The sequence below is a fragment of the Rhodospirillum sp. A1_3_36 genome (assembly GCF_047263945.1).
Classification (GTDB): domain Bacteria; phylum Pseudomonadota; class Alphaproteobacteria; order Rhodospirillales; family Rhodospirillaceae; genus Rhodospirillum.
Genome location: NZ_JBLAVB010000012.1, coordinates 1 through 24,221, shown reverse-complemented (window position 1 = coordinate 24,221; position 24,221 = coordinate 1). Strand labels below are relative to the sequence as shown.

The window sequence follows — 24,221 nt, the reverse complement described above, 5'->3', positions numbered from 1 at the left end:
TCTCTTTAGTAAGAGAGCGTTAAACCAAGCGGTGTACCGCTAAGGGAGTTTCGTCCCCTTCCAGTCGGTGCTCCATGGTTCGCTCGTCTCGTTTTCCGACATCCATCCGGTTGGTTCTGGCTCTCTGCCTAGCCCTGGGCGTTCTGACGCCCGCCGGTTCCGGTTGGGCGTGGGCGAACGAGGCCGCTGCGTCCAAGCCCTCTATCGACGAGGACGTGCCCTCCCTTGAGATCACCGCCACCAAGGCGGTGGAGCGGGGCTATCGGGCCATGCGCGCCGGTGCCCTCGGGGAGGCCCTGGAGGCGTATCGGGAGGCCCTTTCGATAGATCCAGCCCGGGTGGAGGCCCAGTTGGGCGCGGGCGCGGCCCTGGAAGGCATGGGGCGGATCCGAGAAGCCGCAGCCGCCTATGACCGGGCCGTCCGTCTGCGCCCCGGAGATGGAGAGATCCGCGCCAAGTTGGTCGATGCCCTGGGCCGTTTGGCGCCGGAGGCCGCCCTGGGTCGCCTGGGCGAACTGGCCGCCCACCACCCCGCCGATCCCGCGATCCCCGAACGCATCGGTTTGCTCCTTCTGCTCCAGAACCGGCCCTTGGCGGCCCTGGGTGCCCTGGAGCGTACCGCCTCTCTGGCCCCCTCTGTCCCGGCCCATTGGCACAATCTCGCCGTCGCCGCAGACCGAGCCGGGCAGGCGGAGAAAGCCGTTGCGGCCTATCGCCGCGCCGTCGCTTTGGCCCGCGCCGAGGGCAAGTCTCCACAGGGTATGGATCTGGCGGCCCTGTCCCGTCGGGCCCGTTGGCTGGAAGTTCAGATGGAGGAGAAAACACAGTGACCTTCACCCCGTCCTCTTTTCTCACCCCCCTTTCCTATCCTCGCCCCCATCCTATTCCGGGGGACCCTTTGTTGGCCCATTGGTCCCTGCGTCACCATCCTTTTCCCGTGGACCCGGGCTTGGATCTGGCCTTTTCGACGGGCACAGACCGCGATCCTGCCCGTCGTCTGCTCGCCCGGATTCATGCGGATCCCCGGCCAGCCTTGGTGGTGGGGGATGCGGGCATGGGGAAGACCTATCTGGCCCGTTGGGTCGCGGCGGTGCTGCGGCGACGGGATCGGGTGATCCGCCTGTCTGCTCGCTCCATGGACGCTGATGGCTTGCTGGCCACCGTTTGCCGTGACCTGGGTTTAGATCCAACCCGATCGATCGCTATGCCCGCACGGGTGCTGGCCGCGCGGTTGCTTGCCTTGGGTCTGGGAGGGCGACGGGTTATTCTGATTGTCGACGACGCGGAAAATCTGGAGGAACAGGACGCCTTGGATCTCTTCCATCTCGATTCCCTGGTGACCAACCGGGGGCGGCTGATTCGCATGGTCCTGCTGGGGCGGCCAGAGATGCGGGCGCGTTTGGCGCTGTGTCCGTCCTTGATGGCGCGTATGGGCGCCATGGTTGGTCTTGAGCCCCTGAGAAGGGAAGATTGCCTGGCCTATTTTGACCAGCGGGTGGAGCAGGCCCGGACTTCGGATCGAGCCCTCTTTACTCCGGCGGCGAAAGACGTGCTGGTCCGGGAAAGCCAAGGCGTGCCGGGAACCCTGGATGCTTTGGCCGCTCGCGCCATGGACTTGGCTTTGGCTGATGGCGCGGTTCAGGTGGACAGGGAACACGCCCGCGTGGCCTTGCGGATTCTGGGCGGGGCTGGGGCCCCCGCACCCGCCCCATCCCGGATGTTTTCGAAGCGAGGACCCATCCAGCAGGATGCCTTGGCAGGGTCTCTGACGCCTTGTACGGCCTTCCTGTCGTCTTGAGCGATCTCTTGGCATCGCTTTTGGGTGGGGGTTTGGGGATCCTGGTCCCCTCTCTGGCTGCCTCCTTGCGGGCGGGTGCGCTTCGGACGGCAAGTCGGGATGGAAGTCGACCCATTACCATCCTTTTGGGACTGGCCTGGGGATGGGGCTGTTCCCAGGCCTTTCCCCCTGACTTGGTTGGTGGCGGGGTGACGGTCCTGGCCACTCTGGCGGGCCTGCCCATGATGGCCATTGCCCTGGTCGACATTCGGGATCGGGTGATCCACGACGGAGCCAGTCTGGGATTGGGTCTGTGTTTGATCGCTTGGCGTTGGGTCCTGGATGGCACCCCCTGGGCGGCTCTGACCGGTGGTGTCCTCGCGTTTCTTGGCGCAGAGGTTTTGCGGCGCTTGTACCGGCGTCTGAGAGCGCGAGAGGGGTTGGGGGCAGGGGACGTGGGGCTGATCGGCATGGCGGGCTTGGCCCTATCGCCTACCACCATGGCGCTCTTTTTGATCGCTGCGGGGGGCTTGGGCTTGCTTTGGGGTGGGATGTCCTCCCTCCTGTCCAAGCGAGGCGGTCTCGCGGAGGAGGGATTTCCCTTCGCGCCTGCCCTGATGGGTGGGGTCGCCCTGGCGATCTTGGGGACCGGTTTTGGTGGTGGTTTTCCCAGTGTTCTTTATTTGTCTTCACCTTAGGTTTTAGAGAGTCGTTTTGCGTGTTCTTTTCGCTCGGGTAGGTTAAAAGAGAGGTGTCTGGGACACCTTTTGTGGCCATGGGCCACCCTGCTTGAGGGATTTAAGTGATTGTGACAGGTCGCATTTTGGCAAGAGCGGTCCTGGAAGGGCTGTTGCTGGGGGGATTGACCCTTGGCGGCTGTGCGCCGTTCGACGAGGCCGGGAGGTTGGAGAAAGACGATTACCGGGCGCTCGTCTCTCGCCGGGCCATACCTGACCCCCGGCTGGCCGAACCTCCGATTCCCTTGCCTCTGGCTCCTGTCCCCCCTCCGGTCACCCTGCCGGAATCCATTCGCCGAGTCACCGTCATTGCCGATCGCCCCACCCCGGTGGCCGACCTTCTGATCGGTCTCTGTCGCTCCGCTGAGGTTGATTTGGAACTGGAACCGGGGGTGACTGGATCGGTTGTTTTTTCCGCAAGGGAGAGACCCTTCGACCAAGTTGTCCGCCGCCTCGCCGCTGTGGCCGGTTTGCGCGTTTCCGTGGCAGACGGTGTCGTTCACGTTGGCCCGGACCTGCCGCGTCCGGCGGTCTATCGCCTGGATGCCTTGAATATGGCGCGGGGGGCGGAGGGGAGCGTTTCCACCAGCACCGACGTGTTCACCAGCGTGGGAGATGGGGCTCCGGGGCAGGGGGGACGGACAAATGCCTCCTCCTCCTCGGTCACTTCCAAATCCACCGCCGATCTGTGGACCGAGGTTGCGGCGGGGCTGTCTCAGATTCTGGGAACCGAAGAGGATGGCCGGGCCAAGACATTCACTCGGGTGCCTTCAGCGTCGACCGTGCTTTCGGAGGAGGGGGCTGGGTCTGCCGGAGCAGATCGTCTTGCCGATACGGCCTCTTCCCCCTTGCCCGCAACCGATTTACCCGGCGCTGAGCCTCCCGTGGAGGTTCGGGGAGCCAGTTTCCACGTCAATCGTCAGGCGGGGCTGATCACCGTTGTTGGCACCCAGTCCCAACAGGAACAGGTGAGCGCCTATCTGGACCAGGTGCGGGAAGCCACGGCCACGCAAGTGTTGATCGAAGCAAAGATCGTTGAGGTCAACCTGAATGACCAGTTTCGCGGGGGTATCGACTGGACGGCCTTGTCTGACGGTGGGGATTTCCTGCTGAATGTCCCGGGGGCATCGGGTGTGGTGACTGCGCCCCTGACCGATACCGTTGCCACTTTCGCCATGGGGGGGACGGCCACCTTTGGTGCGGTGGAGCTGGGGGCCCTGGTGAATTTCATCAAGACCTTTGGCACGGTCAGGACCCTGTCCAGCCCGCGTTTGACGGTCATGAATAATCAGACCGCTGTGCTGAAGGTGGCGGAAAACGAAGTTTATTTCGTCGTGGATGTGGATACGACAACCAGTGACGGGGTCACCCAGACCACCTATTCCAGCGAGATCAACACGGTTCCCATCGGTCTGGTCATGACCGTTCAGCCCAGCGTGGAGCCTGGCGGCGGGCGGGTCACTCTGGGATTACGGCCGACCATCTCGCGCGTGGCCGACCGGGTGTCCGATCCGGCGGTTGCCCTGCAAAGCGATGCGGTGGATTCCCTGATCCCGGTGGTTGAGGTGCGGGAGCTGGATTCTGTCGTCACCATCGACAATGGGGCGGTCGTCGTTATGGGGGGATTGATGCAGGAACGGGTGGCCAATGACGAGGAAGGGTTGCCGGGCTTGCTGGACATTCCCGCCCTGGGGCGGGCGTTCCGCACGGATATCAAGACGACCGAAGTGATCGAACTGGTGGTCCTGTTGCGGGCAACGGTGATCGGTGGCGCCCATAGCCATGCGGAGGACCGGGCGCTCTACCGGACCTACGCGCCTGATCCTCGGGCATTTCCGCTGGCTCCCCCTTCGGCGGGACAGGGGCGATGAAAGGGGCCGCTGCCCATACTCTGGCCTGTCTGCGCGGGGACCCCGCGCCGGTCATGGTGGCGGGGCTGGTGGTTGCAGCGGCCTTGACGGGCTCCTTCCTGGGAAGCACCACCCTGGTGGAGGGGCGGGCCAGTGCTCTGATCCTTGCCGGATCTGGTGCTCGGCTCGCTTTGGTCGGAGGGCTGGCGACCCTGGTGACGACCCACCTGGATCGGCTGCGGCAGGGGCGGGAATTGGAGCGCTTGGCCACGCTTCCTCTGTCTTCGCTGAATCTTCTTGCGGGGCTTTGGCTGGGCTGGCTTCCCCTGGGCCTGGTTCTGGCGTGTCTGGCTGGGGGTGTGGCCCTTTGGTTGGGAGCCTCCGCTCCGGGATTGCTGATCTGGACGGGAAGCTTGGCTGTGGAGGCGGGGGTGGTGATCGCCCTCGCGCTCTTCTCCGGGATCACCCTGCGCCGGGGCGTGGCCCTGGCCGCGACGCTTTGCCTCTATGCTTTTGCCCGGCTTTCGGGACTATTTCTGGCCGTTGCCCACCACCGGGCGGAGGCTGCCGGGCTGTCTTGGGCCGATCCCCTGTTGTCCGGTTTGGCGCTCGTGGTGCCCAGGCTGGACCAGTTCGCCCGGTCGGCTTGGTTGTCCGGTTTGGAGGGAGGGGCGACCCTTCCCGGCTTCTGGACGGGTCTTGGACTATTGGCCCAGGGAGGGGGTGCGGTGATGCTCGCCCTGGTCCTGGGAGCCTGGGACTTGAAGCGGAGTGTGCGGGCATGAGGGGGTGGGACACATCCCTGACTTGGGTTTTGGCCGGATGTCTTCTTCTGGTCCTGGGACAGAGCCTGGGCCGGGAGGCGGTGACAGCGCCGATACTCGCCCCCGCACCCACCCCTCAGGCTGTCTTGGTGGCCTCCCTGGACGATCCCGATGCAGCCTCGGTCCTTCTCGCTCTATCCTTACAAAATCTTGGAGAAGCCCGGGGAGAGGCGCCCTCCCTTCGGACATTTGATTTGGATCGGGTGGTGGGCTGGCTGCGCTTGATCGATGGATTGCGGTCCGGGTCAGAGCTGGCTCCGGCTTTGCTCGCTCTGGAGTTCGCCATTGCGACTTCTCCTCGGGGAGCCCGCCATCTGGCGCGGGTTCTGGCGGACATGAGTGATCGGGATCCACTCCGCCGATGGCCTTGGCGGGTGCATGCTGTCTATTTGGCGGGACGTAAGGGGAATGATCTGGCCCTCGCCCGGGATCTGTCGCGGCCTCTGACGTCCTTGCCTCCGGATCGGGTCCCTCCTTGGGTTCCTGGACTGTTTTCCTCCATTGATCACATCGGGAAGGGTTTGCCATGACTGCATCGAACACCCGCTCTACTCCCTTAAAGCGAGATGCGGTGAAACGGGGACCGGGTCATCGCAGAAAGTCTAAATCAAACAAAAGACTAGAGTGGGTTTCCGATTTCAGCCGAATATATCCTGCTCCCTTGCATCGGCTCGGACGAAGACTTCAGTCGGAGTTTGTAAAGGGAGTGCTTCAGCGAAGACGGCAGGCGCTGACCGATGACGTTTTCAAAAAAGCAAGGGAGCGAGAGGCCAAGCCCTGCGGCGGCGCCCGCCCAGGGTTTACGCTCATCGAAATGTCGATGGTCTTGGTTTTGATCGGCTTGATCCTAGGGGGCGTGCTCAAGGCCCAACAGCTGATCGATAGTACCCGGTTGAAGATGACGATTGGCGAATGGGAATCAACTCGGGCGGCCTTCAGCATTTTCCGCGACCGATACAACGCCCTGCCTGGGGATTTTGACGAGGCCTCCACCTACTTGGCCAATGCAGCCATCCGCAATGGGGATGGTGATGGGGTCATCGGGTCCGCAGACCTGTCCATGGGGTCCAGCTATGACGCGGAATCTTCTCGGGCCTGGGAACATCTGACCTATGGTAACTTCCTGACCGGTGTGAAACTGGATGGGGGGGCAGGCCAGGACCAGAGCGTGCTTCCCGCCAAGCTGTCGGGTTTGAGCCTGGTCGTTATTCATGGAACCTTCGGGGATACGGCGGGAACAGGTCATTGGCTGCGCCTCCAGGACTCGGTGAGCGGCGCGCCCACCCGGAATGCCCTGTCCGGAGCCCAGGCGCGGGAAATCGATACCCGGTATGATGACGGGAACGCTGACACGGGCCATATCGTGATGAGTGATTTCAGCGGGACAGCGACGGGCAGTCCGGATGGGTGCAAAACCGCGCGTGGACAGTACGCCAGTGGGGAAGCGGGGGTCTGTAATCCGGTGTTCTTTCTGGAATAGGGCCGGTGTTCTTTCTGGAATAGGGCCCGTGTTCTTTCTGGAATAGGGTTTGTCGGCGGACCGTTAAGGTGGAATCATGGGGGATCAATGGGGAACGCCTGGGAAGCACCTGTCATGGAGGTCTTTCCCATTGACCTTAAAGCGCGACCACGCCCTTGCACCGGAGCGGGGGCGGTACCTTGAAGGACGAAGACGGCATGGCCGATAATCGCGGCGACGACGAGGACTGGATTCCCGGACAACAGCGAGAAGGTTGGTCCGAGACGGACGAAGAGCTGGACCTGGAGCGGGAGGACGACCTGGAATTCCGCTTTGGGCAATACGCCGACGACGAAACCTGGGATCCCGATGAGGCCCCTTTGCTTCTGGATACGCCGGAAGAGCCTCTGCCGGGGCGGGTTTTGCCACGGGAAGAGGCCGCCCGTCGCGAGACCCTCGCCGCCGTTCTGCAAAAGGAGGTGACCTCTTTTCCCAAGGATCCATGGACCAATGGCGGTTCTCCTGAGCTTCGGGACGTACCAAGGCCCCGGAGCAACGCCACGGGCCAGCGGCGGGCGGCCGGTCCCACACTGGGGCAGGCTCTGGCTGATCACCATCGAGCCAATGCCCCATCCGGGGATAGTGGGACCAATGCCCCGCCCAGGGACGAGAGGGGGCCTGCCCCGCCCAGGGAAGCCGGGGCCGATGGTCCATCCCGGGACGCAGCGGCAAAGCCCTCAGCGGCCCTGGCTGCCCTGACCGCTCTCAAGGCGGAACTCCAAAAGGCGCCACCGAAACCTCCGGCGGAGAGCACCTCATCCCGGAAGCCGAAGTCGGGTTCGAAACCCCTCTCGGGGTCCAAGGATCGCTTGGGAGAGCAGCTCGTGGATGCGGGGCTGATTTCCCGGGACCAGCTTCGGGTGGCGATCACCGAACAGAAGAAAACGGGCGCCATGATGGGTGCGGTTCTGGTGGATTTGGGCTTTATCACCGATGGTGCCCTGGCCGAGGTGATGGCCCATAACAGTGGCCGGGATCGCTTTGATCCCGCCGCGACCGTGCCCGACCCCGCCGCCCTTTCCCCCTTGCCGGAGGCGGAGGCCCGCCGTTTGCGGGTGTTCCCTGTCGGGTTGAAGGGCACGTTGCTGCGCTTGGCCATGGCCGACCCTTTGGATGTGGTTGCCATTGATGCCGTGCGTCGGCGCTACCGCAAGGATATCCGGGTCGAGCCCCTGGCTTCGAGCGAGGGAGAGATCCAAACGGCAATCGATGGCGCCTATGGTCACGAACTCTCCCTGGACGGGGTTTTGCGGGAGCTGGAAGCCCTGGGTGAGGGGGGCGCCGACCCCGAGATGATAGGGGATGCCGCGAGTCATCCTGTGGTCCGCTTGGTCAACGCTCTGTTGCTCAACGCGGTGAAACGCCGAGCTTCGGATATTCACTTTGAACCTGATGGTGCTTTTCTTCGGGTGCGGGAGCGGGTGGACGGTGTCCTGCGTCAATCCCTGACCTTCCACAAGCAATACTGGGCGGCTGTCTGCCAAAGGATCAAAATCCTCGCCGGAATGGATATCGCGGACCGGCTCAACCCCCAGGACGGGCGCTTCTCCATGGCCGTGGCCCACCGCAAAGTGGACTTCCGGGGCTCCGTTGTGCCGACGGTGCATGGGGAAAACATGGTCCTGCGGATCCTTGATCGCTCCGCGACGCCCTTGAGGCTGGAGTCCTTGGGGCTGGACCAACGCATCATGGACAGCCTGTGTTTGATGATCCGACGGCCTGAAGGGATGCTTTTGGTGGTCGGACCGACGGGATCGGGCAAGACCACCACCCTGTATGCCTTGATGGATCATATCAGCGGGCCAGATCTGAACATCGTGACCCTGGAGGATCCGGTGGAATACGATTTGCCCCTGTTGCGTCAGACCCAGGTGCGGGAAGGCGGTCGCATGGGGTTCGCCGATGGCATCCGCGCCATGTTGCGCCAGGACCCCGATGTGATCCTGGTGGGCGAGGTACGGGATCCGGACACGGCCTCCATGGCCCTTCGGGCGGCGATGACCGGCCATCAAGTCTATTCTACCCTGCATGCCAATGACGCCATTTCCGCCCTGTCCCGCTTGTCGGATCTGGGGCTTCGGCAAACCCTGTTGAGTGGATCGCTTATGGGGATCCTGGCCCAGCGGTTGGCGCGCAAGATCTGCGTCAAATGTCGCCAGGAGTATGAGGCCTCCCCTGTCGAATGTCGTATTCTGGGCGTTGAGCCCCAGAATGAGGTCACCATTTACCGAGGTATGGGCTGTGAGTCTTGCGGCCAGACGGGATATCGCGGGCGGGTGCCTCTGACGGAACTGCTGAACGTGACGCCGGATCTGGACGGTCTGCTGGCGGATGGCGCACCGGTTTCAGAGATCCGCGCCCTGGCTGAGCGGCAGGGCTACCGTCCCATGGTATCGAACGGTGCGCGGCTGGTGCTGGAGGGGGTGATCGACGTCGCCGCCCTGATGCGCGCGGTCGATATCACCGGTCGGCTGGCGTGACGCCCATGCCTCTGTTCGCCTACCGAGCGGCCAATGATCAGGGCCGCATTATTCGCGGTCAGGCGGAGGCACCGGGGGTGAGGGACTTGCACCGGGGCCTCAAGTCTGCGGGGTTGCACCTGCTGCAGGCAAAGCCGGCGCGAGCGGGAAGGCGAAGCGTGCTGCCGACCTGGGTCGCTGGGCGCCCCAAGCTGAGGGAGCAGCGGCAGTTGTTTCTGCATCTGGAGCGGGCCTTGGCAGCGGGTGTTCCCCTGCTGGACGTCTTAAAGGATATGCGGGCGGTGACCCAGGATCCCGCCTTACGGGACTTGTTGTGGACGGCCCATGGGGAAGTCGCTGGGGGCACCCCCCTGTCGGCAGCCCTTGGTGAAGGGATCCGTGGTCGGGGGCGCGCCCTTCTCGGTCCCCTGGTCGGCCCCATCTTGCGGGCGGGGGAAACCGGGGGGGATCTCGCCGGAGCCTGTGGGCATCTGTCCCGGCATCTGGCTTGGCGGGAGGACTTGAGCCAGCGGTTGCGCAAGGCGACGCGCTATCCCATGCTGGTCCTGGTGGTGATCACCGGGCTGTTCTTTTTTCTCATGGGCGTGGTGGTGCCTGAACTGACCACCTTCCTGAGCTCCTTGGGGGAGCGGCCTCCCCTCCAGACCCGCGCATTGATCGCTTTGTCCGAGGGCATTTCGGCGGTTGGGTGGTTCTTTCCCTTTGCCCTCGCTTTGGGGGTGGGCTTTCTTTCCCTGGCGAGACGATCCTTTCCCCCGGTTGCCCGGTTCCTGGATGGGGTGAGTCTCCGCCTGCCGATTCTGGGACCCATCCAGCGGCGATTGGCCCTGACCCGCTTCACTCATTTCTTCTCCCTGTTGTTCCGGGCGGGCGTTCCGCTGCCCCAATGCCTGGAGGTCGGACGGGAGGTCCTGGGCAATCGCATTCTGTCTGAAGCCTTGGGCATTTCCGCCCGGGCCGTGTCCGCAGGGCATCCCCTGTCGGAGGCCCTGTCCATGAGTGGCCAGTTCCCACCGCTGGTCACGCGCATGGCTCGGGTGGGAGAGGATGGGGGCGATTTGGCCGGCGCCTTGGAACAGGTGGGGGGCTTCCATGATCAGGACCTGAGGGAGGCCGCGGACCGGCTGTCGACCCTGCTGGAACCCGCTTTGCTTTTGGTGGCGGGCGGCCTGATGGGCTGGATCGTCTGGGCTGTGCTTTTGCCGGTATACGACGGCGTCGTGCTTCTGGCTGGTTGAGGGAAGAGCGGATGACCATCACTCCCTTTCGTGGAACGGCCCGCCGTCTGCTCCTGCTGTCCGAGGACGCGCCACCCCTGGTGCTGGGACCGGGGGTGGCGATGGAAGCCGGAACGCCTGATGTCCCCCTGATCCCCCGGTCGGGGGGACCCGTCGCCTTGATGGTGGAAGGGAGAGGACTGCACTTGGAGACCGAGGAGGTTCCCCGTTTGGCGCCTTGGGACCGGGGACGACTCACGCGCGGGCACCTCTCTGTGGCCTTTCCGGACTCTGCCCTGGTGCGGGGTCGCATCACGCGGGTTCGCGACTCCTCTGGCGCGGGATCAGGGGCGGTGTTGACCATGGCAGGGATGATCGGTTCGGGGGACCAGGGTGTGGAGGCTTGGCGCGCGGGTTTGGCGGCGCGGGGGGTGGCCACCCAGGGCCCCTTCTGTCCGGCCTTGGCGGCTCCCGGGCTGGCCCGTTGGCTGATGGCCTCTCTTCAGGCCGGGGACAAGGCGGACCCCGCCCCCCTGCCAAACTGGTCCCTCGTGGTGGTGCCCGGGCGCTCCGGCACCCGTCTGGTGGCCGCCCGCGATGGTCTGCCCCGTTTGGCGCGTTTGGTGCCACCTGGCTTGGATAGGGCGACCCTGATCGACGAAATCCGGGGAACCCTGGCTTACCTGCGGCGCCGGGGATATGTTGCCGGAACGCCTTGTGCTCTGGTGGTGCTTGCCGGAGCGGATCTGGATCAAGAGTCCTTGCGGGAGAGCCTGTCCCGGGAGTTGGCCGGTGGTCCCCTGTTTCTGCCGGATGCGCAGACCTTGGAGCAGCTTTTTTCTCCCCCGGTGTCGGGTCTGTCCGGGGATGCTTTGTTGGCTTGGGTGGCCCTGTTCGATCCCTTCGCCCGGTCCATGCCTCTGGGACCCTTGACGGCTCCGCCCCAGGTTGGTGGCTGGCGGGCGCTTCGGCCTCTTCCCCTGGCGTTGGCAGGGTTGGGCCTTTGCGGGGTGGCCATGGGGGTGATTAATCTGCGCGCCTTGGAGGTTCTGGAGGCCCGGCGTCCAGTTCTTCAAACGGACCTGGAGGAAGCCCAAGCGGGGCTGGCTCGTGAACGGAAGGCGGTTGCGGCCCTACCCGCCACTCCCGAGGCCCTGCGCGCCTTTGCCGGGATCCGACAGCCCTTCTCGGTTGACCTCCTGCGAGACCTGGAATGGATCGCGGCGAATTTGGGTCCGGGGGAGAGGCCGCGTCAGGTGGATATGGATCTGACGCCCCTGGGGGCAAAGTGGACCCTGACCTTGGATCTGGCGGAGGGAGGCTTGGGCGCCGCGACGCCGGAGGCTATCCGCGATCGTTTCGCCGAGGCCTTCCCCGGCTTCGGCGTCACCCTGCGGCCTGAAGGGGGAGGGGATGGACGGGCTGAGGTGGTTATCGTTATCGAACCGGAGGACCCGTCATGACTGGCGGTTGGAGCGGAGCCAAGGGTCAGGTCTTCCCGACAAAGGGGCTTTCCCTGGGTTGGATTCTGGCTATTTTGGCCTGCCTTGCGTCCCTCGCTTGGGGAGGATGGGTGCATTGGCGGGGAGAACAGGCAAGGGAGCGGGTGGCCCGTATAGAGCGGTCCCTGGAGGAAACCCGTGCAGAGACCGTGGCCTTGAGACGGACCCTTGCCGAGGTGGGACCTTCGGTGGACGCGTGGAATAGGGCCTGGAAGGAGGGGCGGTTTTCCTCTTTGGATCGGCGGGAGCTGATCCAGCGTCCCCCCGAACTTGCGGACAGTTGGCGGGTCACCCTCACGACGCATGACGCGCCCTCTCCTGAGCGAATCGAGTTGGCCAAAGGGCTGGAACGGGTGACCCAGACCGTGCGCCTGTCCGGTTCGGCCTTCCTTGATGGCGATGCCTTGTCCTTCCTGGAGGCCCTCGCCCAGGGGGAGGGGGGCCGGTTAGAGCATCTGTCCCTTCGGCGGCAAGGGGAAATTTCGCGAGCCGAGTTGGAGGCGATCCGGGCAGGGGAATCCTTGGCGCTAATCACCCTGGACGCCACTCTGTCTTGGGAGGGCTGGCGGTGGCGGACCGAACTGGGCCCGCGGGCGAAGCCCCTTCCCGCTCCCCCTGCCGTCCCACCCATGGAGGGCCTGCTTCTGGATTCAACCGAGGAGGTGGAGGCGATTATTGGGGCCTTGAAGGCTGGTCCCTGGGGGCGGGCGCCGGGATGGCGAGATCTGGAGGATTTGACCCTGACGGGACTGGTTTACGCTGGGCCGGATGCCTGGATGATCTGGATCAATGGTCAGCCCGTGGAGGAACAGCAGACTCCTGCGCCCCATGTGGTTATCGATAGGGTCGATGCCGACGGTGTGGCCCTGACCGTGGATCGGGGGCCGGAGGAGAAGGTCACTGTGGTCCTCAAGCCCTCCTGGACCTATCGGGTGTTCGAAAATCGGATGGATCGCGCCCAATGACCTCTGCGTCTTCTCTGTGCGTCGATTTGGCACCCCTTCATTTAGACCATCTTGGGCATGATCTGGGCGGACGGATGGTTCTGCAGGATCTGTCCTTGTCTTTGGCGCCTGGGGAAATCGTCGGGCTGGCCGGACTGAATGGACAGGGAAAAACAACAGTTCTTCGCCTTTGCGCCGGCTTGGCTGGTCCCATGCGAGGGCGTGTATCGGTGTTCGGTCGGGATCCCAGGGAGGCAGAGGCCCGCCGGAACCTCGCCTATTTACCCGAGTCCCACCGGGCCCCGGTCACCATGACCGGTCGGGCCTGGATCAGCGCCCAGTGCCGGGCTTGGAAAAAGAGAGTGGACCGGCGGGAAGTCGAGGCGTTCTGCAGCGCGCTGGACCTGGATCCGGACCTTCTGGATCGACCCCTGGGGCGGTGTTCCAAGGGGACGGAACGCAAGGTGGTCCTGGCGGGCGTTTTATTCGTTGGTACGCCCCTTACCCTGTTGGACGAACCTGCGGACGGGCTGGATCCGCAGGCGAGGGCGGCCTTGAAGGCCCGTCTGCGGGCGGCGCGGGATGCCGGGCGGACGATTCTCCTGTCCAGTCATGTCCTCGCAGAGGTCGAGGATCTCTGTGATCGCCTGTTGGTGTTGAATAATGGGAGCCTGGCCTTTGACGGCCCGCCCGCCCAACTGAGAATGGAAGAGGCGGCGTCTTCTCTGGAGGGGGCGGTCCTTTCACGCGTCCATTGAACTTGTTGACAGACCTGTTCGACCCTGTGGACAATCTGCATGACGTGGATCAGGGTACTCCCCTTCACTGCCTTGTCCTGGGCTGCTTGTCGGCTGACTCTGGACCAATCCGGGTGTGAACCTGGACCTGTTTTGACGAAGGTCTGTTCTGAATGCGTCTGTCCCGGTTTTCCGACTACGCTCTGCGGGCTTGTCTTTATCTGGCTGCCCATGGCGACCGGTTGGTTCCCATCGCAGAAATTGCCCGTGCACACGACCTGTCCCAAAGCAATTTGATGAAGGTTGTGAACCTGTTGGTGGATGGGGGCGTGCTCTCCAGCACCCGGGGACGCCATGGCGGGGTGACCCTGGCCAAGGCGTCCCAGGATATCAAACTGGGCGACGTGGTGCGTTTGATGGAAGGGGAGGGCAGACTGGTGGATTGTTCCGAGTGCCTGCTGGACCGGTCCTGTGGCCTTGTAAAGGTGCTCTTCCAGGCCAAGGAGGCATTTTATGAGGCCTTGAACGGCTATGACTTGTCGGTCGTCTTGAATGCCCATCCCCGGACATTGGAGCTGTTGCTATCCGCCGCCCCCTCTCTCGCCGGGGGAAGAGGGGAGTGTGTCGATTCAGAGGTGTATACCAAGGTGCGGTGAGTTTGCCTCACCGCACCTTGGAAGCGGCCAAGTGGCCGCCGCGCCTTATGGCGCGGTAAAGCCCGCGTGGCGTTTGAACGCAAGAAAAGCGGCCTGGGTTTCAACCCGCGCCGCTTGGTATGAGAGCATGTCGCGTGAATCATATTTCACGCGACATGCTCTAAAAATAATTGCCCCGTGACGGCAAAACACGCCTTGTTGCGTACTGTGAAGTGACAAATCCGGCAAGATATCTGCGCCCTTTTGCGGGCGGTTTCCCGTCATGGGGCACTGGTGAGCCCATTTTCGAACAGGACTTCCCGCCAACGGTCTTCCGATACCATGCCTTGGGCGCTTCCGGCGGCCATGATGGTGGCCAGATCCCTTGTTCGTCCGTCCCGGATTGCGGCGCGGACTGCTGGTGTTGCCCGAAGGATGGACGCTGCGAGGATCCGGCCTCCCCCCCGCTTGGGCAGGAGGCGTTGGTGAATAATGGCGGTCAGGGCATTGGCGAGAACATCCCGCACTCTGTCCCGTTGATCCATTGAAAAGAGGTCAACGACCCGGTCCATGGTTCCCGGTGCGCTCGCCGCATGTAAGGTGGTGAGAACCAGATGCCCGGTTTCTGCGGCGCTCAGGGCCAGCGCCATTGTTTCGGCATCTCGGGTTTCACCGACCAAAAGAACATCGGGATCAGCGCGGAGGGCGGCGTTTAGGGCCTGAGCAAAGCCGGGGGTGTCTACGCCCACTTCCCGCTGCGTGATCGGGCCTGCCAGGGGGGCATGGATGTATTCGACGGGATCCTCGACGGTCAAAACATGACGCCCTCCCAGGCGGTTCACCCGGTCAATGAGGGCTGCGGTCGTCGTGGTTTTGCCTGACCCTGATGATCCGGTGACGAGGATCAGCCCTTCGGTCTGTTCCGCGAGGCTTTCCAATGGACCGGTCAAGCTTGAGGGGAGGGTCAGGTCCGCGAGACTGGGGGGCTGCTCGGGAAGGAGGCGAAGGAACAGGCTCATTCCGGTTCGCGCTTTGCTGGCCCGCAATCGAACACGTCCTCCACCCGAGGTGAAGGTGGCATCGACTTCGCCCACCTGTTCCAGACGGGCTCGAGCTTCGGCGCCAAGCACGGTGTCCAGGATCCATTCCGGGGAGGGAGCCTGATCAAGGGCAACCAATCGGCCTTCCAGGCGGACATGGGCCAAGCGGACAGGTCCAGCGGCTTCTTCACAGAAGCCGTTGGAAAGGTGGATATCGCTGGCTCCGCGCGCGCGCGCCGAGGCAAGGAAAACGGAAAGATCCATGAAGGCCTGACCAAAGGGGCGACGTCGCAAAAGGGGGCTTTAGCGTGTTCCGAGATCAAGTTGACGCTCTTTACGGGCCAACTTGAGTCAAGCTGGCCCGGCTTCTCTGACCCAGGATAGCGGACCTTATTCCGATCGTCGCGGGCTTTTACAACTGGCTGCGTCGAGTGAAATGCAGGATTAGAGAAACGACCAGCATAACCAGGAATAGGAAGAAGAGTATCTGCGCGATTCCAGCGGCCGCACCGGCAATTCCGCCAAATCCAAAAAACGCAGCGACGATGGCGATGACAAAGAAGATGATAGCCCAGGATAACATGGCACGAACTCCTTAGGTTTTTTGCGCGATGTGATGATATTGGAGAAACGACGGAGCATTCGATTCGGTTCCGCGATAGTATGGAGCCGCAGGGCAACCTGGAGAGTCGAGGCTGTGGTGCGAAAAGGGCATGCTGCGCCATTATTTTCCCAGGTGGTGCTTTCGGGCGTAATCTGAGACTCCCGATCACCGGGACCTGGATCCCAAGAGGGCGTTTCCGGGAGACTGCGGTCTTTTAAAGCGATTGATGATTGCTTCCAGGCGGAGGCAGGGCAGAAAAAATTCATCGGGAACAATAGATTGGGGCGGTGTCGAAACGAAGTGGTGTCGCGTTTCGGGAGGAGTCTCTGTATAGACTAATGGATCTATTTCCTTGCCCGCTACGGGATGTAGACGGTACCGATTTTCGACATTAATAAACTACTGTAAGATGTTGTTTTGGAAAAAAATGCGACAAAAACCTTGTAACCGGTTGCTCGATGTCGCAAAAGAATCGATTATGTCAAAGGTCTAGAGCAGGCCGTGCCTTTTGTCGTGTCATTTCCGTTTTTGCGGTGTTCTGTTAATGGGAGCCGGATCGTCGGCCCAGGGGGAATCGGTGTCTCGTACAGTCGTGTCGGAAAAATCCGAGGTGGATCGGCTATCGGCGATGCCCAAAGCGTCGCCGGACCTGCTGGTGACCTCGCTGTTTCTGAATATCTTGTCCCTGGCCCTGCCCATCGCGCTTTTGCAGGTCTATGACCGGATCGTGCCCAACTCCAGCTTTCAAACGCTGGCGCTTCTGGTGATCGGTGTCCTTTCGGCCCTGGCCTTGGAGGCTTTGCTGCGTATTGGGCGGTCCTATGCCACGGGGTGGTCCGGTGCCCAGTTCGAACACCGCATGGGCAATACCGCCTTCGGTCGGTTGTTGGGGGCCGGACTTCTTAATGTCCAGCGCAAGGGGGCCGGTGTTCTGCTGGAACAGATGTCTTCCCTGAAGTCTATTAAGGAATACTATGGGGGTCAGGCTGCGACCTCTCTGCTGGATCTTCCCTTTGTTTTTATCTTCCTCGGGGTCATCTGGTACTTGGGGGGTCTGTTGGTCCTGGTGCCTTTGACGGTGCTGGTCATTTTTGCTGTCGTGGCTTCGCGGACGGGGCTGAAGCTACGAGCGGCGATTGAAGAGCATTCCACGGCCAATGATCGGAAGCTCAATTTTATCATTGAGGTGCTCGGTAACGTTCATGCGGTCAAGTCCATGGCCATGGAAAGCTTGATGATGCGTCGGTTTGAACGTCTGCAGGAAACCAGCGCAGCCTCCAGCTACCAAATGGCCCAACGCAATGCTGTGGCTATCGCCCAAGGTGGCTTTTTCTCCCAACTCACCATGGTCTTGGTGAGTTCCGTGGGGGCCTTGCTTGTCATGGACAATGACCTGACCATTGGCCAGTTGGCAGCTTGTACCCTTTTGGCGGGGCGGGCCATGCAGCCCCTACAGCGGGTCGTGGGTTTGTGGACTCGGTTTCAGAGCATCCAGTTGGGACGCGAACGGGTGGGGGAGATTTTGAATCTGCCGACCACCGACGGGATGAACCTGCCTGGTCTGCCAGATGTTCAGGGGCGTTTGACATTGCGCGATGTTCATTTTCGATATAGCCCTGAAGAAGGGGAGATTCTCAGGGGGATCGATCTGGATGTTGCGCCGGGCCAATGCATCGGGGTGGTGGGCGCGAATGGAAGTGGCAAAACGACCCTTCTGTCTGTGGTCATGGGGGTTCTGCCCCCCAGCCAGGGCCAAGTTTTGGTCGATGGCATGGATTTGATGGATTTCGATTCTTCCAGCTTTAAGCATCAGATCGGCTATCTGCCCCAGGAGGGGGAGCTGTTCAAGGGCACCATCCTGGAAAATATCTCCATGTTCGATCCGGAATACCGGGAAGCTGCTCTGCGCGCCGCAGAGGATCTTGGTTTGACAGAGGTTGTGGCGGCGCTTCCCATGGGGTTTGAGACCGTGGTGGGCGATGGTGCCTATGATACCTTGCCAACGGGCCTGCGCCAGCGGATTTGTATCGCCCGCGCCTTGCTGCACGATCCGCAAATTATCCTGTTCGACGAGGCGAATTCCTCCGTCGACAAAGTCGGGGACACTTATCTGATGGCGGCCTTGGACCGACTGAAGGGAAACCGGACAATGGTCGTCATTTCCCAGCGGCCGTCGCTGTTGCGGATGACAGATCGGGTCTACCAGTTGTCCATGGGGACCCTGGTGGAGCGGTCCGATGACGGTGCGCCGGGGGGGGCGCCCCGGTCGGCGCAGCCCCTGCGCCGATTGATCTAGTTTCGAGGGACGCTCCACATGACCGCAAATCCGGCAAATCAAGTCCAGGGTGGCCACATGGACGACGAAGCGGCCCGCACGGTCCGCGAGTTGCTCACCGCCCAGGGTATTAACGAGGGGCTTGGGTCCGCCACCGAAGAGGATCTCTCCGCACGCTGGGGGGACCCTCAGCGGGAGGAGGGGATCTCCGACGCAGCCATCAGCTCGGGTGCGTTGGGTGGTTTTAAGGCCAAGTCCGACTTGGCGGCCTGTCTATTGCCCCTGTTGCGGGGCCTGAAATGGATGGGCAACCCCCGACAGATCACAGAGGCTCTGCCCCATTTCGCCGACACCCTCGATGTTACTGGTTTGCGGAACACGATGGCCAACCTGGGCTATCGCAGCGACCGTATTCGGATTCGTGCTGCAGAGATTGATGCGCGGCTGATGCCGGTGCTGTTTCTGCCCGACAAGGGGCCCGCCTTTGTCGCCCTTGAGGTGAAGGAGATGGGGGGGCAGCCCGCCATGGTCGTTTATCGGTCCGGGACCGAGAGCTATGCGACGGTCAAGCTGCCAAATGTGGAGGGATGGGCCTATTTCTTCACTTCAATCGATGTGGAGGAAATCGCCCATCGCAACCGCCAGCATGGTTGGTTCCGGGCCACGCTTGGGCGCTTTCGGCCCTTGATCTGGCAGATGATCGGCACATCCTTTTTAAGCAATGCTTTGGCGCTTGCGATGCCGTTGTTTGTCATGGCCGTTTACGACAAGGTGATTGCTACGGGTTCGCGGGAAGCGCTTGCCTATCTCTTGGTGGGTGTGCTGCTGGCCATCGTCTCTGACCAGGTCCTCCGGTCCCTGCGATCCCGGATGATTGCCTATGTGGGGGCGCGGCTGGATAGTATCGTCGGCAATGCCATATTCGAGCGGATCCTGACCCTGGCGCCCGCCTATACGGAACGGGCGACTCTGGGATCCCAGGTGGCACGGATCAAGAATTTCGACACGGTCCGGGAGTTCTTCACCGGTGCCCTGGCCACGGTGACCTTGGAGATGCCCTTCCTGGTCATGTATCTGGTGGTGATCTTCGTCTTGGGTGGGTCTCTCGTCGTTGTGCCTGCACTGGCGGTCATCGCTTTCACTCTGATCGGCCTGGTCCTGTTCTCCCGTATGCGCGAACAGGTGGCATTCGCCGGGCGGATTGAATCCCGGCGCCAGGAATTCATGGTGGAAACCCTCGGCAAAATGCGGACCCTGAAGTACAGCGGAGCGGAGGAAACCTGGCGGGAGCGGTATCGGGAGATGTCTGCGCGGTCGACGATGGCCGGTTTCCGATCGGCTCAGCTTTCCTCCGTGGCCGGGACCTTGGCCCATGTGTCGGTGATCCTCACCGGCTTGGCGACCATGGCCTATGGGGTGACCAAAGTGATCGACGGGGATATGACCGTCGGTGGGTTGATCGCCAGTATGATGCTGATTTGGCGGGTATTGGGGCCCTTGCAGACAGGGTTCCTGGCTATGACCCAGATTGAGCAGGTGCGATCCTCCATCCGGAATATTGACAATCTGATGGCCTTGAAGCCCGAACGGGAACCCCATTCGACCCATACTTCCCTGAGTCGATTCAAGGGAAAGGTGAGTTTTTCTCGTGTGTCTCTGCGGTACTCTAACGATGCGGATCCCGCCGTTGTCGGTGTGACATTCGAGGCCCAACCGGGCGAGGTTGTGGCTGTCGTCGGGCCGAATGGCGCGGGTAAGTCCACCTTGCTGAAGATGATTCTGGGCCTTTACCACCCCCAAGCGGGCAATGTGCGGATCGATGATATTGATATCCGTCAGGTTGACCCGGTAGATCTGCGGCAGTCCATTGGCTATGTGCCGCAGAGTGCGTCGACGTTCCATGGCTCGGTCGCCCAGAACTTGCGCCTCGCCCAACCGACGGCGACGGACGAGGAACTGATTTGGGCTTGCGACCAGGCCGGCTGTCTGAAGGATATCGAAAACCTTCCCGAAGGCTTGAATACGCGGATTGGTGACGGTGCCAAGGAGCGCCTTTCCGCGAGCCTGATTCAGCGGATTTGCTTGGCCCGGGCCTATGTGCAACGGGCGCCGATTATGTTGTTCGATGAGCCGGTTAACGGGCTGGATTTTGCCGGTGACCGGGCCTTCATGAAGGCGGTGGAAGCCATGCGGGGGCATGCTACGGTTTTCCTCGTGACCCACAGGCCGAGCCACCTGCGCTTGGCTGACCAGATCCTGCTGCTCGAGGACGGGTATCTCCGTCTTGCCGGACCGGCCGACCAGATCCGTGATCGCATTCCCCAGGAGATGTTATGAGCACCATGAGTCAGAGTGGCGGTTCCGCTGGGGGCCGCGTCGCCAAGGGCAGCCGTCAGACCCGCTTTCTCGGCCAATCTGTCATGCTGGAGGAGGCGGGGATGTCCCGCTTCGTCCGCCTCGCCATGATTGTTGCTGCCGTGGTGGTGATGGCGTTCCTCGTTTGGGCCTCCCTGACCCGGATTGAGGAGGTGTCCATCGCGTCTGGCAATGTGGTGCCCAGCGGCTCGGTGCGGGTCGTCCAGCATCTGGAGGGCGGTATTGTCGAGGAGATCTTCGTTGACGAAGGGCAGTTGGTGAAGGAAGGGCAGCCCCTGATCCGGATGAAGGCCGACGCGGCGGAATCGGAATTGGAGACCATGAAAGCCCGGTTCGCTGCACTGTCCTTGCAAGCCGAGCGGTTGCGAGCCTTCGGTGCGGGGCGTAAGCCGGACTTCTCCTTTGTTGGCGATGAATATGAGGATCTGAAAAAGGATCAGGAGGAAATTTTCCAGATCCAGATGTCCAATTACAAGACCTCACAGGAGGTTCTGTCCGACCAGATCCATCAGAAGGAGGAAGAGCTTTACCTTCTGGAGGACGAGGCCTCCGCTTTGCGGGAACAGCAGGACCTTGTCAAAGAAGAGCTGGATATGCGCGAGGACCTGATGCGCAAGGGGTTGACCTCCAGGGTTACCTATCTGGATACCAAAAGGGCCGCAGCGACCATCAAGGGGGACATTGCCCAAGCCATTGGCAATCAGCGGGCCGTGCGCGAAGGCATCGCCGAGTTGAATAGTCGCCTGGGGGATCTGGAAGCCAGTCTGCGGCAGGAAGCCCTCAAGGAAATGGGCCAGGTGACATCGGAATTGGCCCAGGTCCGTGAAGCCATGCGTAAATCCGAAGATCGGGTCGCCAGATTGGACGTGCGCGCGCCGGTGTCCGGTTATGTCCAGGACGTGAAGATCAAAACGGTCGGTGCCGTGGTTCCTGCGGGCGGCATCATCCTGAATGTGGTTCCCGTCGACGAAACCCTGCGCGTCGAAGCTCGGATTCAACCAAAGGATATCGGTCACGTGGAAGTCGGGCAGGCGGTGAAGGTGAAGGTGACCAGCTATGACTTCTCCCGGTATGGCCATGTGATGGGAGAGTTGAAATCGATTTCCGCAACCACTCTCGTCGATGAACAGAACAATCCCTACTACAAGGGCTACGTGGAGTTGGACCGGGATTACGTGGGAAAAGATCCGGAACGCAATAAGATCTTGCCGGGCATGACTGTCCAGGCAGACATCATCACCGGCGAAAAGACCTTGCTGCAGTATCTGCTGAAACCGGTCTACAAAAATATTGAAACCGCTTTCCAAGAGCGCTGAGGACCAGCCTCATTCATTCATGACCTTTACTGCCCCGCCCACATGGACGGGGCGGGGCAGGCGGTAGGCATCCGGAAAATCGCGGGCACCGTTGAACCGGTAATAGGTATCGTGGACCAAGGTGTGATTTCGTATGATCGGCCAAATCTCGTCCATAAGAAAAGCTTGGTCCCCAAAGCGATTATCGAAATATTGATTGTTTGCCACGAGAAGGGCCCGGAGATTGGGGAGGACGCCGGCCGCGCCCCCCCACATGCCTGCCAGAATGAGTTCCATGTGGTAAATGTGATCGCGCATCACATGAAATGGCTGTCCCGAGCGCAACCAATCTTCCACGGCGAGCAGTTCCTGGCAATTCAGTCGAGAGTCAGCATCTCTACAGATAAACCAATCGACGTCCGGGTCATCTGAAACCAGGAAACGCCACATAGGCCGAATGCGCATCAGTTCGGGGTCGTCAACCATGACGACCTGTGCCCCTTCGGCCTTAATGTCGCGAATGGCGTCGGACGGGACGCTCGAATCACAATAAAATCGCGCGGTCCAACCAAGGTATATATGTGGCGCGATGCGTGCGTTGATAATGGCTCCTCGGACGTAGATTGGATTGTCTCCCCAAAGGGAGAAGGAAATAATATTTCGCTTTCGGGTTTCGGTACTGAAGGGCGCTCCCATCGGCCCCAATTGGGGGGCAGGAGCGGAGCGCGCACGGAACTGCTCCACGGCTTTGTGGTCTTTGAGCGTGAGGTTGCGTCGTCCTTCCTCGATGGCCTCGTCCAGTCGCCCCGCCTTGTATAGGGACACAACAAGGGTATTGCGCGTTTCTATGTGGTCCTGGACGGCTAAGGCCTGTCGTAATGCTGCGACGGCTTCCTCGAAGCGCCCTGCATTTTTCAATGCGACGCCATAAAGACTCCAGCCGGTGAAATAGGTGGGGTGATCTTTTGTCAAGGATCGAAAGGCTCGATCTGCGGCGTCGGCCAAGCCTGCGTCTTTCAAGCATATCGCGGCCATCAAGGGAGGCAGGGGAGCCTGAGGATTGAGGGTCTTGGCTTTCTGGAAGGTATCAGCGGCCTCCGTGTTTCGCCCTTCCCTGCGGAAGGCCCAAGCCCGAACCATGGTTTTCTCGAAGGATGCGGCTTCTGAGACAGGTGGCAGGCTCTTGGAGGGGGGGAGCTCCGGCGCGCTGTTCGGCGCCGTAGGGCCCCGCTTCTTTGCCGTCCTCCTATCCGTCGATCGGTTCATTTCGACCTCCAAAAAACAGAATATATGCGTCTCGGACAAATCCAGATCGCACGTGCTTATCATCGATTCGCATCAATTTTCAGCCAAAGTCTCCATTTCGATGCTATGGCAAAGGTCATATGACCTGTCGGCGATTTCTTCTAATGTATTGATATCAAACAAAATAAAGTTTCCAAATTGTCGCTGTGCCGGGGTCACTTTGGTCTAGCTGTCTGTGCTCCTCGCTTTTTCATACAGTGAGAAGCGTCCAAGATTCCGTGTGGCGTGGGTTGCGATTGCCCGATTCACCGGATAATTGGTGTCATGCTCCTGTATGTTGGCGCATGTAAGCACGAGACTACGTCGTAACTCCGATATCAAGAGGCAGCTCCATGGCCGACGAAACTCCCAATGCCCCCGAAAACGTCGAAGGGACTGGCCCCGCTGAGAACGAAGACGCGGTCAATTTTGATCTGAACACCGTTCTCAGTGATGTGGAGAGCCAAAAACTTCCAGATGACGATCCGGAGGAATTGGGTAGCACGGCTGCTGCAGACGCCGAAGACCCCATGTTGTACAGCACGTTTCATCAGGGAAGCGCCAAGCTGGATAATGAGGGTATCGAAGGTGGCGCGCTGGGGGGCGCAGCGCTGATCGGTGAGTCGGGAGTTGAAGGCCAAAGCTCCGATGAGGGAGGTCGTGGCAGCGGAGTAGGATTTTCCGATCCATCCATTAGGCGGTTTTCCAATGCCAATGCTTTGGATGCTCCTCCCAACGGGGGTGCTCCGTCGCGAAATTTTTCGGACGAAGATGGGACCGTTGAGTTCAGGCAGGAGCTGAACCCGCAAGGGGGGGCGCGGAACCCAACTGAGGAGAATGGGGCTGATCCCACGAATCAAACAGGCCCTGTGGACCCGACCAATCAAGGCGGCGAGGCTGGTGCTGCGGGGCAGGTGGCTCCGAGTGGCCCGTTAGGCCCGATTGGTCCGGCTGACCCGAGCGGCCCGTCAGATCCGAGTGATCCGTCAGATCCGAGCGATCCGTCAGATCCGAGCGATCCGTCAGATCCGAGCGATCCGTCAGATCCGAGCGATCCGTCAGATCCGAGCGATCCGTCAGATCCGAGCGATCCGTCAGATCCGAGCGATCCGTCAGATCCGAGCG

The 24,221-nt window shown here is 61.6% G+C and carries 19 protein-coding genes and 1 pseudogene; 17 read left to right on the top strand and 3 right to left on the bottom strand.

The genetic code is table 11. The annotated features are described in order from the left end of the window. The first annotated feature begins 74 nt into the window (after positions 1-74). The 13 genes from ACLIRY_RS19945 to ACLIRY_RS19885 all read left to right on the top strand — a co-directional run bounded on the left by ACLIRY_RS19945 (position 75) and on the right by ACLIRY_RS19885 (position 14,243). Positions 75-830 carry a tetratricopeptide repeat protein gene (locus ACLIRY_RS19945; protein WP_413207183.1) on the top strand — a complete coding sequence of 252 codons (756 nt, stop codon included), beginning with the start codon at positions 75-77 and terminating at the stop codon, positions 828-830. Positions 831-901: 71 nt separating this feature from the next. Next, positions 902-1,798, top strand: coding sequence for an ExeA family protein (locus ACLIRY_RS19940; RefSeq protein WP_413207182.1), 897 nt, complete (start codon positions 902-904; stop codon positions 1,796-1,798). Further along, positions 1,795-2,475: a prepilin peptidase gene (locus ACLIRY_RS19935; RefSeq protein ID WP_413207181.1), complete on the top strand. Its 681-nt coding sequence runs from the start codon at positions 1,795-1,797 to the stop codon at positions 2,473-2,475. The genes ACLIRY_RS19940 and ACLIRY_RS19935 overlap by 4 nt, the downstream gene beginning before the upstream one ends. A gap of 110 nt (positions 2,476-2,585) precedes the next feature. After that, the gene (locus ACLIRY_RS19930) at positions 2,586-4,385 is read left to right on the top strand and encodes a type II secretion system protein GspD (protein ID WP_413207180.1); all 1,800 of its coding nucleotides are present in this window, start codon (positions 2,586-2,588) and stop codon (positions 4,383-4,385) included. Then, complete coding sequence (locus ACLIRY_RS19925) at positions 4,382-5,149, top strand: hypothetical protein (RefSeq protein WP_413207179.1); 768 nt, start codon at positions 4,382-4,384, stop codon at positions 5,147-5,149. Before ACLIRY_RS19930 ends, ACLIRY_RS19925 begins: the two co-directional genes overlap by 4 nt. Beyond that, positions 5,146-5,718 (top strand): hypothetical protein, encoded by a 573-nt coding sequence (locus tag ACLIRY_RS19920; protein WP_413207178.1) that lies wholly within the window; start codon positions 5,146-5,148, stop codon positions 5,716-5,718. The genes ACLIRY_RS19925 and ACLIRY_RS19920 overlap by 4 nt, the downstream gene beginning before the upstream one ends. Positions 5,719-5,894: 176 nt before the next feature. Continuing rightward, a complete protein-coding gene (locus ACLIRY_RS19915; RefSeq protein WP_413207177.1) occupies positions 5,895-6,668 on the top strand; it encodes a type II secretion system protein in 774 nt (257 codons plus the stop codon). A gap of 197 nt (positions 6,669-6,865) precedes the next feature. Next, entirely contained in the window at positions 6,866-9,187 is a 2,322-nt protein-coding gene (locus ACLIRY_RS19910) for a GspE/PulE family protein (RefSeq protein ID WP_413207176.1), read from the top strand. A gap of 5 nt (positions 9,188-9,192) precedes the next feature. Beyond that, complete coding sequence (locus ACLIRY_RS19905) at positions 9,193-10,425, top strand: type II secretion system F family protein (RefSeq protein WP_413207175.1); 1,233 nt, start codon at positions 9,193-9,195, stop codon at positions 10,423-10,425. 11 nt (positions 10,426-10,436) lie between these two features. Further along, a complete protein-coding gene (locus ACLIRY_RS19900; RefSeq protein ID WP_413207174.1) occupies positions 10,437-11,867 on the top strand; it encodes a hypothetical protein in 1,431 nt (476 codons plus the stop codon). Further along, on the top strand, positions 11,864-12,871 hold the full coding sequence (locus ACLIRY_RS19895) for a hypothetical protein (protein ID WP_413207173.1): 1,008 nt from the start codon (positions 11,864-11,866) through the stop codon (positions 12,869-12,871). The genes ACLIRY_RS19900 and ACLIRY_RS19895 overlap by 4 nt, the downstream gene beginning before the upstream one ends. Further along, positions 12,868-13,608, top strand: coding sequence for an ATP-binding cassette domain-containing protein (locus ACLIRY_RS19890; RefSeq protein WP_413207172.1), 741 nt, complete (start codon positions 12,868-12,870; stop codon positions 13,606-13,608). The genes ACLIRY_RS19895 and ACLIRY_RS19890 overlap by 4 nt, the downstream gene beginning before the upstream one ends. 152 nt (positions 13,609-13,760) lie before the next feature. After that, entirely contained in the window at positions 13,761-14,243 is a 483-nt protein-coding gene (locus tag ACLIRY_RS19885) for an RrF2 family transcriptional regulator (RefSeq protein WP_413207171.1), read from the top strand. Between the two features lie 260 nt (positions 14,244-14,503). Here ACLIRY_RS19885 and ACLIRY_RS19880 read toward each other — a convergent pair whose 3' ends face one another. Both ACLIRY_RS19880 and ACLIRY_RS19875 read right to left on the bottom strand, forming a co-directional pair. Next, positions 14,504-15,526 (bottom strand): type IV pilus twitching motility protein PilT, encoded by a 1,023-nt coding sequence (locus ACLIRY_RS19880; protein WP_413207170.1) that lies wholly within the window; start codon positions 15,524-15,526, stop codon positions 14,504-14,506. Between the two features lie 148 nt (positions 15,527-15,674). Next, on the bottom strand, positions 15,675-15,845 hold the full coding sequence (locus tag ACLIRY_RS19875) for a DUF1328 family protein (protein ID WP_413207169.1): 171 nt from the start codon (positions 15,843-15,845) through the stop codon (positions 15,675-15,677). A gap of 598 nt (positions 15,846-16,443) precedes the next feature. Here ACLIRY_RS19875 and ACLIRY_RS19870 point away from each other — a divergent pair. Genes ACLIRY_RS19870 through ACLIRY_RS19860 form a run of 3 tightly spaced genes read left to right on the top strand, consistent with a single transcriptional unit; the run spans position 16,444 to position 21,833 of the window. Next, positions 16,444-18,162, top strand: a complete 1,719-nt coding sequence (locus tag ACLIRY_RS19870) for a peptidase domain-containing ABC transporter (protein WP_413207168.1) — start codon at positions 16,444-16,446, stop codon at positions 18,160-18,162. 18 nt (positions 18,163-18,180) lie between these two features. Beyond that, the gene (locus ACLIRY_RS19865; RefSeq protein ID WP_413207167.1) at positions 18,181-20,478 is read left to right on the top strand and encodes a peptidase domain-containing ABC transporter; all 2,298 of its coding nucleotides are present in this window, start codon (positions 18,181-18,183) and stop codon (positions 20,476-20,478) included. Next, the gene (locus tag ACLIRY_RS19860; RefSeq protein ID WP_413207166.1) at positions 20,475-21,833 is read left to right on the top strand and encodes an HlyD family type I secretion periplasmic adaptor subunit; all 1,359 of its coding nucleotides are present in this window, start codon (positions 20,475-20,477) and stop codon (positions 21,831-21,833) included. Before ACLIRY_RS19865 ends, ACLIRY_RS19860 begins: the two co-directional genes overlap by 4 nt. Before the next feature lie 9 nt (positions 21,834-21,842). Here ACLIRY_RS19860 and ACLIRY_RS19855 read toward each other — a convergent pair whose 3' ends face one another. Further along, positions 21,843-22,847 (bottom strand): hypothetical protein, encoded by a 1,005-nt coding sequence (locus tag ACLIRY_RS19855; RefSeq protein WP_413207262.1) that lies wholly within the window; start codon positions 22,845-22,847, stop codon positions 21,843-21,845. Positions 22,848-23,449: 602 nt separating this feature from the next. On the opposite strand from ACLIRY_RS19855, the pseudogene ACLIRY_RS19850 reads away from it, so the two are divergent. Beyond that, a pseudogene (locus tag ACLIRY_RS19850) lies at positions 23,450-24,221 on the top strand (hypothetical protein); the annotation flags it as partial.